Source organism: Occallatibacter riparius, from assembly GCF_025264625.1.
Classification (GTDB): domain Bacteria; phylum Acidobacteriota; class Terriglobia; order Terriglobales; family Acidobacteriaceae; genus Telmatobacter; species Telmatobacter riparius.
This window is the reverse complement of record NZ_CP093313.1, coordinates 6016958-6032223: the sequence shown is the minus strand read 5'-3', so window position 1 is coordinate 6032223 and position 15266 is coordinate 6016958. Positions and strand designations below refer to the sequence as shown.

Sequence of the window (15266 nt, the reverse complement as noted above, 5' to 3'; positions counted from 1 at the left end):
CGGTGACCACCGGGTGTCTCACTCTCGCGGAAGGCTGATCGAGCACATTCTCTGGTGATCAAACTTCGCCGGCCACAAACAACTCGCATTCACCCCCCAACAAGGATGGGTGCGTTCGAGCAGTTGTGGCTCAGCAAGAGACCCAGTTGATCAGACAGAAAAACGGCCGCGCAGGCCCAGGAAATCAATTGGCGTCGTCACATACTTTATGTCTGACCGCGAAGAGAGCCATCTCGAGACGGTTGTGTACTCCTAGTTTGTCGAAGACGCGCGAGAGGTGATGCTTGACGGTTTGCTCGCTCAGCCGGCATTTTTCAGCGATTTCGGCGTTGGAGTAGCCGTCAATAACAGCGGTCATGATCTCGCCTTCCCGCCGGGTTAAGCCGTACTTGTTTCGAAAGATCGGCTGCCCTGTCGGGTTCTCGGTCGCGGAGTCAATCAGACTGGTCAGGCTGTGCTCTGTCATCCAGAACCCACCCTGCCTGACTTTCTTGATGGCGTCGAGGAGCACGTCTCCCTGAGAATCCTTAAGGAGAACAGCGCGAGCTCCTAGTTTGATGGCCCGGACGGTATGTGCCTTGCCAAGAGGCGCCGACAGCACCACGACCTGGGGGCCTGCAGGGGATTTTCCAATCTCCCGCAAAGCTTCCATACCGCCCATGCTGTCCATGGCGACGTCGAGCACCACGACATCTGGTTTTCGGCTGCGAACCATCGACAACAAGCTGGTAGTGTCAGCTGCGACACCCACGACCCGGAACTCGGGGCGCGTGTGCAGCAGTGCGCCCAGGCTGTCGCGGAAAATTGCTACTTCATCTGCTATGACGACTCGAATTGTTTTACCAAGCTTTCGCTTGGGCATCACCTTCAGTTGAGACTTCGCACGGTCTGGGGATAAAAGGGCGGCCATAGGAGCGGCCTGAGCGTTCATAGTTTAGGGTCCTCCCGCAGGGGCATGGTAGGGGGGAGAGCGGTAGATAGAACTATGCAATGGGGCCCCGGGGGAAGTCAACCACTTGCTGGTCAAAGGCCAAGTACAAAAGTTCTATTGGGCTAGTCTTTTCGGGTCATGAATCGATTTACCTGATGGTTACCATGGCATAGAAACGGGCGTTTTCGCCTGTTTTAGGGAAAAAATGGCGTGCCTCCCGGGTGGACCATGGCCGGCCAAACGGCTTTTTGGAGTTCTATGGAATAGCCCATGGGGTGCCAAAAAAGTGGCACTCAGGTGCTACCTGAAAAAAGGACGCGAGGGCCATTGCACGCGGGTCAGACAAAAGCTAACGTTGAATTCGTTCCCCCGAAGTTCCCCCAAGGCAGTTCACTCAACATCAGTTTGCGCAATTCTGAGACAAGGACCTCGCAAAGAAATGCACCTTGCTCCAAAAACGCAGAGTTTAGCGCCTATGCCCGAAAAGGACAGTATGCCGCAAAAACCTCGTGCGTCGCGGTTGTCGATCAGTACAGTCCTTCGCTACCGCTTCCGCGGGTCAAAGGAGTGGCGCGAAGGCATGTTGATCAACATCAGCACAACCGGGGTTCTATTCCGTGCGGATTCGGCGATAAAGCCTGGCTCGCGGATCGAGATGCAGTTCTCTTTGCCGATGCAAACGGAAAAGGTGACCAGCACCTGCGTCAGCTGCCACGGAGTGATCGTTCGGGTCGCAGAACTGGGACTTCTTGGGGCTAAGATCTCGGCATCACGATTGCTTAGGCGTTGATCTTTCTCTTAAGGGCTCAAGTTTCACGAGTAGAGTAGTCGGAATTGTCATGAATGGAGTGCTTGCACCACTAAAGTTCAAACGGCAACTTATCGCACGTAAATTGAGCGGGCCGGCTGAACTAGTTTGACTTTTTGTTAAAGGCGGGTCTTGTGACTCACAGGGCGAAGCCATAGCAAGCGCATCACGTCTTGCTGGTATTTAAAAGAGCGCAACCCCATGCGCTCCACTGACAAGCACCGGAGCGGGGGCTACGGGAGCTTAGTCGGATTTCAACCAAGCAAAGCTTTTGGGCACGGGAAAGATCCTGTAACTCACAGGGCGAAGCTATGCGCAGTTTCGGACGCGGCCGCCGGTGAAGGTGGAGAGAGTAAGTGACAGAGATGAATCTGAGCAGACCAGAACTCGATACATATGAAGCGTCGGGCTGGTGGGCGCTGTACACGAAGCACCAGCACGAAAAGACCGTGGCGGACATGCTGCTCAGCAAGGGGCTGGAGGTGTTTCTGCCCTTGTATGACACCCTGCGCCAGTGGAAGGACAGGAAAAAGGTGATCTCTCTTCCCCTGTTTCCTTGCTACGTATTCGTGAAGCCGGCTATGAATCGCAGGCTCCAGGTGGTATCAACGCCCGGTGTTCACATGATTCTGACCCGAGGCGGACAGGATGCGCTGATTACGAATCCTGAGATTGATGCGATCCGCAGGTGCGTGGAAGGCCCGCTGCAGGTGGAGCCACACCCATTCCTAAACTGTGGCGAACGAGTGCGAGTAACACGCGGGTCGCTGAAAGGGCTGGAAGGCATCCTGTTGCGGAAGAAGAACACTTACCGCCTCATCGTATCGGTGGAGATGCTGTCTCAGTCCGTTGCGGTGGAGCTTCCTGCAAGCGACGTCGAACCTGCAAGCGCTTCGCAGTTTTCCACTCCGCTCCACGCGAACCCCATCATGGCCGCTTCGAGGGCGATGTACTGAGCGCGTGAACTCACGCGGAACTAAATGCTTCCTCACCAGGCGACTCGGCGTCAGCCGCTCGGGATGTGTTGACGAGCGGGAGCGAAGGGCGCGCCGGCTGATCTGGCAGCCGCTTTTCAAAACCTTCTTCAAACTCCTCCTTGTTTGTTCGATAAGCCTTGCGACCCGGCGCACGGGTCTGCATGAGACGTGTCTTCTCCCTGCATGGGCCCAGCAAACCGGAACGATGTATCCGGTGTCGCCTAAATTCCCTGAAAGGAATCATCGCGATGTCAAGACGAAGTGAGAATTCGGCTCTCGTTGAGTTTCAGCCCGAGCTGACGATGGCAACAGAGGCCGAGGTGCTTACGCAGCATTCTTTCCGTCGCCGGATTGTGGTGGAACGGAAGCGCAGCGAGCGTTCGAAGGAAGGGGTCCTGCTCGTCCTGATCGACGCCGGAAAGCGCGCGGACCATGGGTCCAAGGGAGGGATGCGCGTATCTGACCAGATCATCGAGGCGATGCTGCCAACGCTGAGAGACACAGACGTGATCGGCTGGTACGAGGAGGGCTCTGTCGTTGGGATGCTCCTCACGGAGATCGATCGCACGCTTCGGAATACGGCGATCTCGAGCATTCTGCAGCGGGTGAACGGCGCTCTAGCTGAGCAACTGACCTTTGAGCAGGTCAGCCAGATTAGCATCTCGTTCTATCTGTTTCCCGATGAATGGGACGAGAACAGGCTTGGACACGACAAGAATCCGCGGTTCTATCCCGATCTCACTACGAGGGAAAAGACGCGGCGGGGGCATCTTCGTGTGAAGCGCGCCATGGACATGCTGGGCAGTTGCTTTGCACTGCTTGTGAGCGCCCCGATGTTTGCCATTATTGCCGTGGCAATCCGCATGACGTCGGAAGGCCCGATCTTCTTCCGCCAGAAGCGGGTGGGAAGGGATGGGCGGGAGTTCACCCTATACAAGTTTCGGACCATGCGGGCGAATAACGATTCGAGCCAGCATCGGGAATATATGGCGAAGCTTATCGCGGGAGTCGCTGAGAAGGTGCCCGCTGACGGCAAGGCTGGTGTATACAAGCTAGCCAACGACAACCGGATCACTCCCATCGGCAAGATCCTGCGCAAGACAAGCATGGATGAGCTGCCGCAGTTTCTGAACGTGCTGAAGGGCGATATGTCGCTGGTTGGGCCACGTCCCGGGATTGCGTACGAGGTGGCCGCGTACAAGCCGTGGCATCGCCGCCGCATTCTGCAGGTTAAGCCGGGAATTACGGGCTTGTGGCAAGTTACCGCGCGAAGCCAGGTGGGATTCGACGAGATGGTTCGTTTGGACCTGCGGTACGCGGAGGATTGGTCTCCGTGGCTGGACTTCAAGATTCTGATGCAAACGCCCAGGGCCGTGGTTAAAGGCGCGTACTAATCGCGCGATTCACGTTCTGGTCCCCGGCAAGACAAATCAAACATTCCCCAGCTATCAGCCCTGCTGGAAACAGGGCAAATCTAAATGAGGTGGCAAAACCGTGATCAAGTTTGGCGTAATAGGCTATGGATATTGGGGCCCCAACGTGGCTCGCAACTGTCACATACCCGACAAGTGTGAACTCGTTGCGATCAGCGATCGCAGCTCAGCCAGCCTGAAGAGGGCGAGCCAGGCTCATCCACATGTTCAGCTGAGCACCGACTACAACGACGTGCTGAATGCTCCTGGCATCGACGCCGTCGCCATTGTTACGCCGGTCTGGACGCATTATGAGATCGCGAAGGCAGCCTTGATGAACGGCAAGCACGTGTTCGTCGAAAAGCCTTTCACTGCGTCTGTTGCCGAAGCAGAGGAACTGATCAGCCTCGCCAGCTCCCGCAACCTTCAGATCATGGTGGATCACACGTTCCTCTTCACTGGCGCAGTGAAGAAGATGCGGCAGCTGGTGGATGACGGAACGTTGGGGAAACTGTATTACTACGATTCGACCCGAGTGAATCTGGGACTGTTCCGCCATGACATCGATGTGATCTGGGATCTGGCTCCCCATGACTTGTCGATCATGGATTATCTGATTCAGAAAGAGCCCGAAGCTCTTGTTGCCACAGGCGAACGTCATCTGAACGGCCACGCCGACGTTGCATACATTACCATTTATTTCCCTGAGAACGTCATTGCGCATATCAACGTTAACTGGCTGTCGCCGGTTAAGGTTCGCACTACGCTTCTTGGCGGAGAAAAGAAGATGCTGGTGTGGAACGATCTGGATGCAGACGAGAAGATAAAGGTCTATGACAAGGGCGTGGCTATCACGAACGGCAGCGGCGTGTATGACCTCCTGGTTAGCTACAGGTCGGGTGATATGTGGTGCCCGAAGATCGATCAGACCGAGGCGCTGAGGTCCGAAGTCGAGTATTTCGTGGACTGCATCAACAACAATGTCACACCGATCAATGATGGCATTGCCGGCCTTCGGGTAGTCAAGCTTCTGGAGTCTGCTGCGATGTCATTGAAGGAGCGCGGCAGCATCGTGCGCTTCAATCGGACAGGGCAATTCCCAACGCCGGCCAACCTGGGCCCGATCGGTATGGTCGACACGGTGGCGAGCGCGGTTGCTCCAGGGATCGTTCCAGTCATCTCGTAAAGGCAGGCCGGGCTGCAGTGGAGGAAGGCTGATCCACTGCTGTTCAGCAGAGAAGCTAATTCAGAGGGGCCGCATGAATGTTATAGATCAATATCTCTGCATAGCTCCCGATGTGAAACTCGGGCGCGATGTCAAGCTTTCGAAGTTTATCAACCTCTACGGATGCGAGATCGGTGACGAGACAAAGGTCGGCGCGTTCGTGGAGATTCAAAAGAACGCAACGGTCGGGAAACGCTGCAAGATCTCGAGTCATAGCTTTATTTGCGAGGGCGTGACGATTGAGGATGGCGTGTTCATCGGTCACGGAGTCGTCTTCATCAACGATTCCTATCCCCGCTCCACGACTGACGGCAAGCTTCAGACGGAAGCCGACTGGAAAGTGGAACCAACGATCGTGAAGGAAGGGGCCTCGATCGGATCGGGTGCGACGATTCTCTCAAAGGTCACCATAGGAGAGAACGCGATTGTAGGGGCAGGCAGTGTGGTTACGAGAGATGTGCCGGCCGACACGATCGTCGCCGGAAATCCAGCAAGAGTTCGTCGATATCTTCGCCGCGCTGAGGCGCCAGGGGGCACAAATGAATAGAGAGATTCCGTTTCTTGATCTAGTAACGCCACATCGCGAACTGCAGGAAGAGTTCGTTGAGGTTCTGCGCAAGGCGCTCAATTCGGCGGCATTCATTGGCGGGACTGAACTGGAGGCGTTCGAGCGGGAGTTCGCGACGTTCACAGGGGCGACGAATTGCGTCGGAGTGGCGAACGGAACGGACGCACTGCGGTTCGCTCTAATGGCATTGGGTGTGCAAGCGGGCGACGCAGTCATCACGGTGGCCAACACCTTTATTGCGACTGCGGAAGCGATTTCGCAGTCCGGTGCGCGCCCGTATTTTGTCGATATTGACGAGCGCACGTACAACATGTCCGCGGCCAAGGTGAGGGAGTTTATCACGACGAAGTGCCACCGTGACGCTTCTGGGAATGTAGTGACCTCGGATCTAGGTTTGCGCGTGAAGGCTGTTATTCCGGTTCACTTGTACGGACAAATGGCTGACATGGATCCGATCCTGGCGGTTGCCGAAGAGTTTGGACTCCTTGTGGTTGAGGATGCATGTCAGGCGCACGGCGCCGAGTATTTCTCGGTGAAGCAGAACGCATGGCTGCGCGCTGGCTCAATCGGGCACGCGGCGGCCTTTAGCTTCTATCCGGGGAAGAATCTCGGAGCGTGTGGAGAGGCGGGAGCCGTAACCACCAACAGCGAGGATGTTGCGCGCAAGATTCGGATCATCCGGGACCACGGGCAAGCGCAGAAGTACTACCACGACGTCGAGGGCTACAACGGTCGACTCGATGCGATCCAGGCGGGATTTCTGCGTGTGAAGCTAAGGAACCTGGCGCAGGGGAATCTGCAACGGCGTGCGGCGGCGAAGCGGTACAACGAACTTCTTGCCGAGACGAACGCTGACGTGGTGCTGCCCTTCGAGCTGGTGCACTCGAAGGCTGTTTACCATCTGTACGTCATTCGTGTGCGCAATCGCGATGAGTTCCGGGAGCGGATGGCTGAGGCAAAGGTAGGAACCGCGATCCACTATCCCGTTCCACTGCATCTGCAGAAGGCGTACAAACATCTGGGGTACAGCGTTGGCGATTTCCCGATCACTGAAGCCGTTTCCGCGGAGATCGTATCGCTGCCGATGTTCCCACACATTACGGAGGCTCAGATTAGGGCCGTTGTAAACCATGCCGCCTCTGTACTGGAAGGAAGCGCGGCGGTCGAAACTCTGCAGCCTGTCGCAGTCAGCTAGTGATTTGGATTAGAGGAGCTCATGAGCCGCATTCACGAACCGAGGGGAAACGTGCTGCCGGAGGAACCCATGCCGCCGGCAAGCCGACTGTTGCCTCAGCAGGTTGGCCTATCACCAGCGACCTTCGCTGCAAGCGAAGAGCCTAAAGCTGCCGCGTCTTTTGATATCTTCGAACCGCTCCGGGTCATCTGGAGGCGGAGGCTGTGTCTCTATATATCGATTCCAGCTGTTTTCATCCTGGCGGTTGCCACCTCATTCTTGATGCCTGCCAAATACACGGCGACATCCAGACTTCAGTTGGTGACCCAACAGACAGGGCAGCTGTCAGTTGGCGATCCAACGTCGGCTAATGCAGCGGTGTTCGACTCCTTTGCGACGCTCCAAACAGACGTCACCCTTATGGAGTCGGACTCGCTTGCGCTGCAGGTTATAAAGGAGCTGAACCTTGCGGACACAAAAGAGTTTGCCTTCAAGCCTCGGCTGAACACGGCGGAAGCGCGGAGGCAGATGGCACTGCCGCTGGAGCAGTCGCCTCTGAAGCGAGCCGAAATTCTGGCCAAGTACAAAAAGGGTTTGAAAGTCGACATTCTGCCGGGCGCTCGCCTGATCTCCGTGAGCTATTCGAGTTCGAATCCGGAGATGGCGGCCGCAATCGTAAACAAGCTGGTTAATGACTTCGTCGATTACGATATCCGGGGCCGCTACGACGCAACGATCAGAGCTACAACATTTCTCCGCCGTCAGTTGGTTGAACTGAAGTCTGAGGTGGAAACATCGCAGCAGCGGGTCGTCGATCTCCAGAAAGAATCTGGAATGTTCAGCGCGGATAAAGGCCAGACCATCGTTGAGAGCGGGCTGGAGCAGCTGAACAAAGACGTGATCACGGCGGAAGGGAACCGTGTCACAAAGCAGGCAATCTATAACATGGCGCGCACAGGTGACGTGGAAGCCATGGCCAACCTGGTGGGGACGTCTGGGGTAGGTGGTGGTGCTCAGCAGCCGCAGAACTGGACTCCGTTGATCACACATCTCAAGCAACAGATGGACGATTTGAATGTGCAGTATGCGCAGGCGGCTACTGAATACGGATCGGCGCACCCGAAGCTGATTGAGCTAAAGGAGAAGAAGCAGGCTCTGGAGGCAACGATTCAGTCGGAACTTGCAAATATCACCAAGAGCGCCAAGAGCGACTACGAGCTTGCCCTTTCTCAGGAACAGGCTACGAGAAGAAAGATGGTTGAGCAAGAAGCGCTCGCTTCGCAGATGAACGATCGGGCCATTGCTTACAACATCGCCAAGAATGAAGCAGACTCGAGCCGAACGCTTTATGAGGCTCTTCTGCAGAAGCTCAAGGAAGCTGAAGTGCTGGCAGGCTTGCGTTCAAGCGGCTTGAACGTGGTGGATCCAGCCGCTGTACCCGGGAGTCCTGCCAAGCCCGCACTCCGCGTCTTTATGGCAGGGGGTTTAGCAGGCGGGATCGTCATCGGTATTCTCCTGGCCTTTCTGCTGGAGTCGACCGACCACAGACTTCGTACTCTGCTGGAAATCGAAACTGCAGCGCAGGGTCCTCTTCTGGGCGTTATTCCTCAGGATCAACTATCACGGGCTTCTCAAGCCAGTCGAGTGCTGAAGGCGTACGGAACGAGCAGTGCTACGCGCCTGCTGCCGGCTGCCGTGGATGAGCCTGAGGAGGAAGCACATGATATAGCGGAGGCGTTCCGCTGGGTGCGTACGTCGCTGGTGATGCGTGGCGGGGGTGGTATTCCGCGGACGCTGATGATCGCGAGTGCGAGCGCGAACGAGGGAAAGAGCTTTACCGCCTTAAACCTTGCCGGCGTTCTTACCGAGAATCGCAATAAGGTGCTGCTGGTCGATGCCGATCTTCGGCGCGCAAACCTCAGCAGGATTCTGAACCGAGAATCTGAGATCGGTCTAAGTGAGACGCTGCGGGGAGTTACTGTTGGCTCTCCCATGGTGCAGATCGAATCGATCGCCGGGTTGACGTTCCTGCCCGCGGGAGCGATCTTGAAGTCGCCAGCGGAGCTACTCTCATCGACGAAGATGCTCAGGCTTTTGGAGGAATGGCGCCGTGATTTCAACTACGTGGTTATCGACACGCCGCCGTTGCTGCCCGTTGTTGATGCGCTTGTGCTTTCGCGGCGCGTGGACAGCGTGATTGTTGTAGCGAGATCCGCGTTTACCCAGCGGGCCTCGATTTCACGGGCCATCCGCCTGCTGAAGAACGCGGGCGTTACCTACAGTGTCTTAGCAAATGATGTTGAAACCCGCTCGCAGGAGTACACGCAGTTCTACGGGCGCTACGAGGCTACGGCGCGATAACGCAGTGATTCTGGTTTCGCGCCGCTCAATCGTCAGATCCATCTGCGAATGGAGATCATTCATGCGCTCTATATCCTCGAGCTTGAAACTTATGTTGAAGATGTTTTGTCCGCTCGTACTTTGCATTGCTTCTCTCTGGGCCCAAACGCCAGCTACAACTCCGGATGCTCATGCTGAGGCGCCTGCAGGCGGGGCAAGTCTGCAGACGATCTCACCGGGCGATCTGGTGCAGATTGCGGTGTTCGGGCATCCGGAGTTGTCGCAGCAGGTTCGGGTGGGAAACGACGGCAAAGCGCACCTCTCTTTGCTGGGAGAGGTGGCCCTGGGCGGGGTGACGGAGACAGAAGCAGCGGCGCTGCTTGAGGGGCAACTTCGTGATCGTAATGTTCTCGTCCGCCCAAGCGTGACCGTAGCAATTCAAGAATCGGCCACTCAGAACGTATCGGTAATTGGCGAAGTGCAGCATCCTGGTACTTTTCCGATCTCGGGATCACGCCCCCTGCTTGATGTATTGTCGCTGGCGGGTGGGCTGACACTAACTGCTGATGCGCACCTCAATATAAAGAGGCACTCCGGAGAAACGGTTACGGTTGCGCTACAGGGAGTGGAGTCAGGGAAATTGTCGTCTGTGGACGCCGTTGTTTACCCGGGAGACTCCGTGGTGGTGCCTCGGGCGGGCATGGTGTATGTTCTCGGAGACGTGGGCCGGCCAGGCGGATTCGTGATGCAGAACAGCGGCAAGATCTCTCTGCTTCAGGTGATGGCTCAAGCTGGAGGCGTGCTTCCTACCGCGCAGGCGAGTCATGTGAGGGTGCTGCGCAAGGACAATGGGAACTATGCGGTTTTTGCGACACTCGACCTGGGAAAGATAACCAGTGGTCGTGAGTCAGATGTTGAACTGCAGGCGAGCGACATTCTGTTCGTGCCCAACAGCCGAGTGAAGAGTGCGTTCCGGACTACCGGAAGCATCGTGAATACCATTTCGTCTGCAGCGATCTATAGCATGTTGAACTAGATGTACGAAAGACTATGACAGATAGCAACGTGCAGAACCCAATTCGTAAGTATCTCAACCGGGCGTTCAGTTCGCGCATCATGAAGAACGCGAGCTGGATGTTGTGCGGACAAGGCGTGCAGCTCGTCGGCCGGATGGGGTACTTCGTCATCATCGCCCGGGCGCTTGGGCCCACCGCGTATGGCACCTTTGTTGCGTGTACGGCGCTGGCTGCGACGGTAGCACCCTTCGCTTCATGCGGCACCGGAAATGTGTTGATCAAGTATGTGGCCAAGGACAGCGGAGTATTGCGGAGGTATTTCGGAACCACCCTACTGACGACGGTGTTCTGTGGTTTGTTGTTGACCCTTCTTCTTCTTGCTCTTCGGGCGTTTGTGCTTCCACCGACCGCCACCGTGGGTATGGTCATTGCGATCGTCATTGCGGATGTGTTCGCAAATGAGGTGATCGGACTATGCATGTACGCGTTCCTGGCTCTCGAGCAGGGAAGGCGCTATTCCTACCTGGCGACAGTTACGACAGGGGTGCGTCTGCTGGCGGCGTTGGTCCTGCTGGTAGTGACTCCGACGGCGACCCATTGGGCCTACTTGTATGCGCTATCGGCGGCTGTGGCCGCCACGATCGGCCTGATCACAATTTGCATGTTGTGCGGGCTTCCCAAGTTCGAGTTTCGCAGCGTGGTTCCCGCAGTGAAGGAAGGGATTCATTTTGCGACTGCTCTCAGTTCGCAGTCCATTTACAACGACATCGACAAGACGATGCTGGCACGGATCGCTTCGCCGGCTGCGGCTGCCATCTACGCCGTCGCATATAGATTCATTGAACCGGCGATCCTTCCAATCAGGTCACTGGGTGCTGCGAGTTTTCCAGAGTTCTTCCGCCGCGGAGAAAGGGGAGTGAGAGAGACGCTGAACCTGGCGATCAGCATCCTTCGCCGCTCCACTCTGTACGGGATTGCGATGGCGGTCGGTCTGTTCCTGGGGGCTTCGCTGATCCCCCTTGTGCTGGGACAGGCGTACGCGGAGAGTACGATCGCATTACGCTGGCTTTGCCTGCTGCCGGCATTCAAGTGCGTCCACATATTCCTTTCGGATGCGTTGACAGGCGCCAACTTCCAGTGGCAAACCTCATCGGCACAGCTTTCGGTTTGTGTGTTCAACATCCTGGTGAATCTCTGGATTATTCGAGCCTTCGCCTGGAGAGGTGCAGCGTGGTCGAGTCTGATGACAGACGGATTGCTGATTGTGCTGCTGTACCTCATCATTCGCTGGCACCTTGGGCGAGAACGCCGGAATCCTCCAGCACCGGCTACTGTTGCCGAACTCGGACTTACGAACAGCTAAGAACCTGCGATTCGCTGTTCCAACTACGCGCTATGAAGTCAAACTCTTGTTTCAACGGTGAGGTCCAAAAGTGCAGCCACGCTTGATAGAGCGGCTGTTTGTTGTGGTGTTCCTGCTCTACAACATGGGTGTGCTCATTGCACTCATGCGGCCCTATGAGGCCGAGACAGATCCATCAGCAATTGCTGCACCGGTGCATGTTACCGATGTTGTTATCCAGGCTGTTATACAGCTGTGGGGTGCAGGGCTGGTTATTAGCCGCGGCCGGCAGATCATGAAGGCTCTGCGGACGACGTGGCCGTTGCTGGCTCTGGTTAGTTTCGCGGTGATGTCAACGGCGTGGAGTTCACGGCCAGATCTGACCTTCCGGCGAAGTTCTCTGTTGTTCGTATCGATGCTGCTGGCGGTGTACATAGGAGAACGGTTCTCGATTGAGGAGCAGGTGCGGCTCATCTCTCTGACGTTCTGCGTGATGATCGTCGCGATTTTGATACTGAGGGTGGCGGCGTCGGGTTATGTAGTCGATTATGTGTCTCACCCAGGCGCGTGGAAGGGGCTGTCGGGCTACAAGAATGCTTTCGGCCAATACATGGGGACGGCAGCTCTGTTGTTTATTGTGTCGCGCTTCAAAAAGATGCAGTGGGCGCGCTACGTGTTCCTGGCTGCGGCGCTGGCCATGCTGCTGTTCGCTCAGTCAGCGGCGTCAGTGTTGTGCTTCCTGTTGATGTTGCCTTTGATCCCGCTGTGGCGATCGACTCGCATATCGGGGAAGCAGCGCTTACCCGTTTTCACTGGTATCGCGGTTGCGATGTTCACGGGCGTTTACGTCTTCATGACACACGCCGGCCGAGTCTTCGAGGCGTTGGGTCGCAATTCAAACATGAGCGGCCGCAGCGATTTGTGGGCCTATGTGTGGGCAGCCGCTCTAAAGCGGCCGGTACTGGGGTACGGTTACGACACATTCTGGGCGGGACTTGGAGAAGCGCTGGAAGTGCGGATGGGAATCGGGTGGATGGCACAACGGTCGGACAACGGCTACCTCGATTTCATGCTCGGCCTGGGAGGAGTCGGAGTGATTCTCCTCCTGTGTCTGTGGTTCTTTTCGTTCAAGAAGGCGATGACGTATCTGCAGCTCGAGCAGCGGCCATTCGCGGTATGGCCGATCACGTACATGGCGTTTTACGTGCTGCATAACCTCTCTGAAAGCACGTTGCTGGCGAGAGGTGGACTTCCCGATCTTCTCTTTATGGCCACGGCTGTATCCCTAGCGGTCAATCATCAGGCGCCGGCAGAAGTGCCCAGTGCTTACGCAAACGATCGGAGTGCCAGCTTGGTAAGACGGCTGCCTGTGGATGCCTCGTATCATCCGGGTGTGCATTCCGTCGGCCGGATTCCGGTGCGTGTATATGGAAGTAATTCAATCGACTAGTTTGGCACGTCTCCTGCTGAAGTGAACTAAAGCCCCTAAACGAGTGATATGCCGCATATGAAGATTCTCCACGTGATTCCGGATTTCCCTTTCCCGCCCGACAACGGCGCCCGTGCTGATGTGTGGTCCCGCTTAGTCGCTATGAAGTCGTTGGGCTACTCTGTCGACGTTCTGGTCATGGCTCAAAAGCGAACGCCTTCGCCTGAGCAGATATCGGCGGTGCGCGACGTTGTTGACTCCTTGCACTTTATTGAGCCTAAACCACGGTATAAGTGCATCGTGACGCGGCTTCCGACCTATATCGCTAGAAGCGCATCTCTTATTGAGCATCGACTTACGTCGGAGTATGACGTTACTCTCATGGAAGCGGAACATACCTTCGCGATTACCCAGAATCCAACACTCCGAACCAAACGAACGGTAGTTCGGGTGCACAACGACGAGATCGCGTGGCTCCGGGAAGCGATGAAACTGGAGGAGAGTACGCTCAGAAAGCAGATTCTCCGGCTAGAGCTAGCCCGCCTCAAACCATTCGTCCGGCACGTACACCAAAGAGTGGACCAGTTGTGGTTCATTTCCGAGTTTGAATGGCAGGCGTTTGCAACAAGCCATCCTGACCTGAAGCACAAAACGGCCTGGCTGCCGCCATCACTGCAGATAAGCCAGACCCACCGACGGATCGATCCTGACAATAAGCGGGTGCTCTTCGTTGGCAACCTGTATACCTCGCTGAACCGTGACGCACTCAGATGGTATCTGGAGCACGTGCATCCTGTGCTTCTTAATATTCCGGGTTACGAGTTCATAATCGCGGGTAGTACGCACGGCCGCGAAGTGGCCAGCCGGTTTGCGGATCACTTGAAGAGCTTCGAGCGCTGCGTGGTTCACATGGATATGCCCGATCCGACGGAGTTGTATGACGACTGCACCATCTTCGTCAATCCGATGCAGGCGGGAGCGGGAGTGAAGATGAAGAGTATCCACGCGATAGAGCGCCGCATTCCGGTGGTCTCCACATCGGTGGGTAATGAGGGCACCGGCTTCCAGAGTGGCGAGCACCTGAAGATTGCCGACACTGCAGAGGAATTCACGTCTGCGATTAGGAAGCTGTTGAACGACCGCTCACTACGGGAAGTGCAAGCCGAGCGAGCCTACGACCACCTCCTGACGCGGTATGACGCAGCTAAGAACATTAGTCAACTAGCCGACGGTTTGGAGTTATTGCAGCATGATGCGAATTCCTTGCCCGGAGGTCAGACCTTAGGGGACAGAGGTCGATGCCTCTCGGCCTCTTAGCCTCAGCGGCCGCACCGGACCTGGGGACTCCAAGCCGGCTTGCGAGGGGCCCGCTTCGCGCGACATAAGAGGGCTGTCAATCATTTCTATTGAGAATCTGAATATGGAAACTAGCCTTGTGACGGAAGCGGCAACTTCTGCCGCGGAGACGCGGTGCCCGAAGCGCTTTGAGGGAGTCCGGTCTGTCGGGTCTGCGCTCTTCTCGTACGTGTTCAACAGGTTCCTGATGCACATCCCCAACGGCGCCATCCGGCGGGCTCTGCTCCGCATGAGGGTAGCCAAGTTGGGAGAGGGTGTGGGGCTTCTTATTGGCGTGGAGTTGCGCAAAGGACGCAACGTGTTCATCGGCGACCGAGTGGTGATCAATAAAGGCGTCCTGCTCGACGGGCGGGGTGGTCAACTGATCATCGGCGACGACGTAGATATTGCTCAGGAAACAAATATCTGGACGTTGCAACACGATGTTCACAGTGACACACACGCAGATCAAGGCGGCAATGTCGTCATCGAGGATCACGTTTGGATCGCTTCGCGGGTGACGATTCTGCCGGGAGTTCGTATCGGGAGAGGCGCAGTGGTGGCCTGCAACGCGGTGGTGACCAAAGATGTGCCTCCCATGGCGATTGTGGGTGGAGTGCCTGCGAAGGTGATTGGCACACGCCGCAGCCAACTGGATTACCGGCTGTCGTTTCGGCCGTGGTTTGAATGAGTGTTTCGCGATGACAAG

The 15266-nt window shown here is 56.4% G+C and carries 13 protein-coding genes; 12 read left to right on the top strand and 1 reads right to left on the bottom strand.

Features of this window, described 5'->3' with window-relative positions:
• Window positions 1–184: 184 nt before the first annotated feature.
• Window positions 185–931 (bottom strand): response regulator, encoded by a 747-nt coding sequence (locus MOP44_RS24630; protein ID WP_260793104.1) that lies wholly within the window; start codon window positions 929–931, stop codon window positions 185–187.
• 205 nt (window positions 932–1136) lie between these two features.
• On the opposite strand from MOP44_RS24630, the gene MOP44_RS28210 reads away from it, so the two are divergent.
• From MOP44_RS28210 to MOP44_RS24575, 12 genes are all read left to right on the top strand, one after another.
• Entirely contained in the window at window positions 1137–1721 is a 585-nt protein-coding gene (locus tag MOP44_RS28210; RefSeq protein WP_390905456.1) for a PilZ domain-containing protein, read from the top strand.
• A 383-nt stretch (window positions 1722–2104) separates the two neighbouring features.
• Entirely contained in the window at window positions 2105–2695 is a 591-nt protein-coding gene (locus MOP44_RS24625; protein WP_260796700.1) for a UpxY family transcription antiterminator, read from the top strand.
• Window positions 2696–2964: 269 nt separating this feature from the next.
• The gene (locus tag MOP44_RS24620; protein WP_260793102.1) at window positions 2965–4110 is read left to right on the top strand and encodes a sugar transferase; all 1146 of its coding nucleotides are present in this window, start codon (window positions 2965–2967) and stop codon (window positions 4108–4110) included.
• Between the two features lie 100 nt (window positions 4111–4210).
• Window positions 4211–5314: a Gfo/Idh/MocA family protein gene (locus MOP44_RS24615; RefSeq protein WP_260793101.1), complete on the top strand. Its 1104-nt coding sequence runs from the start codon at window positions 4211–4213 to the stop codon at window positions 5312–5314.
• Window positions 5315–5387: 73 nt separating this feature from the next.
• On the top strand, window positions 5388–5900 hold the full coding sequence (locus MOP44_RS24610) for an acyltransferase (RefSeq protein WP_313901031.1): 513 nt from the start codon (window positions 5388–5390) through the stop codon (window positions 5898–5900).
• Entirely contained in the window at window positions 5893–7116 is a 1224-nt protein-coding gene (locus MOP44_RS24605; RefSeq protein ID WP_260793099.1) for a DegT/DnrJ/EryC1/StrS family aminotransferase, read from the top strand. The genes MOP44_RS24610 and MOP44_RS24605 overlap by 8 nt, the downstream gene beginning before the upstream one ends.
• Before the next feature lie 21 nt (window positions 7117–7137).
• Window positions 7138–9456 (top strand): GumC family protein, encoded by a 2319-nt coding sequence (locus tag MOP44_RS24600; RefSeq protein ID WP_313901030.1) that lies wholly within the window; start codon window positions 7138–7140, stop codon window positions 9454–9456.
• Between the two features lie 91 nt (window positions 9457–9547).
• Complete coding sequence (locus tag MOP44_RS24595; protein WP_260793097.1) at window positions 9548–10471, top strand: polysaccharide biosynthesis/export family protein; 924 nt, start codon at window positions 9548–9550, stop codon at window positions 10469–10471.
• Window positions 10472–10485: 14 nt separating this feature from the next.
• On the top strand, window positions 10486–11814 hold the full coding sequence (locus tag MOP44_RS24590) for a lipopolysaccharide biosynthesis protein (protein WP_260793095.1): 1329 nt from the start codon (window positions 10486–10488) through the stop codon (window positions 11812–11814).
• A gap of 70 nt (window positions 11815–11884) precedes the next feature.
• Window positions 11885–13243, top strand: a complete 1359-nt coding sequence (locus MOP44_RS24585; protein WP_260793094.1) for an O-antigen ligase family protein — start codon at window positions 11885–11887, stop codon at window positions 13241–13243.
• A gap of 57 nt (window positions 13244–13300) precedes the next feature.
• Window positions 13301–14539, top strand: a complete 1239-nt coding sequence (locus tag MOP44_RS24580) for a glycosyltransferase family 4 protein (RefSeq protein WP_260793093.1) — start codon at window positions 13301–13303, stop codon at window positions 14537–14539.
• 103 nt (window positions 14540–14642) lie between these two features.
• Entirely contained in the window at window positions 14643–15248 is a 606-nt protein-coding gene (locus MOP44_RS24575; protein ID WP_260793091.1) for an acyltransferase, read from the top strand.
• Window positions 15249–15266: the final 18 nt, after the last annotated feature.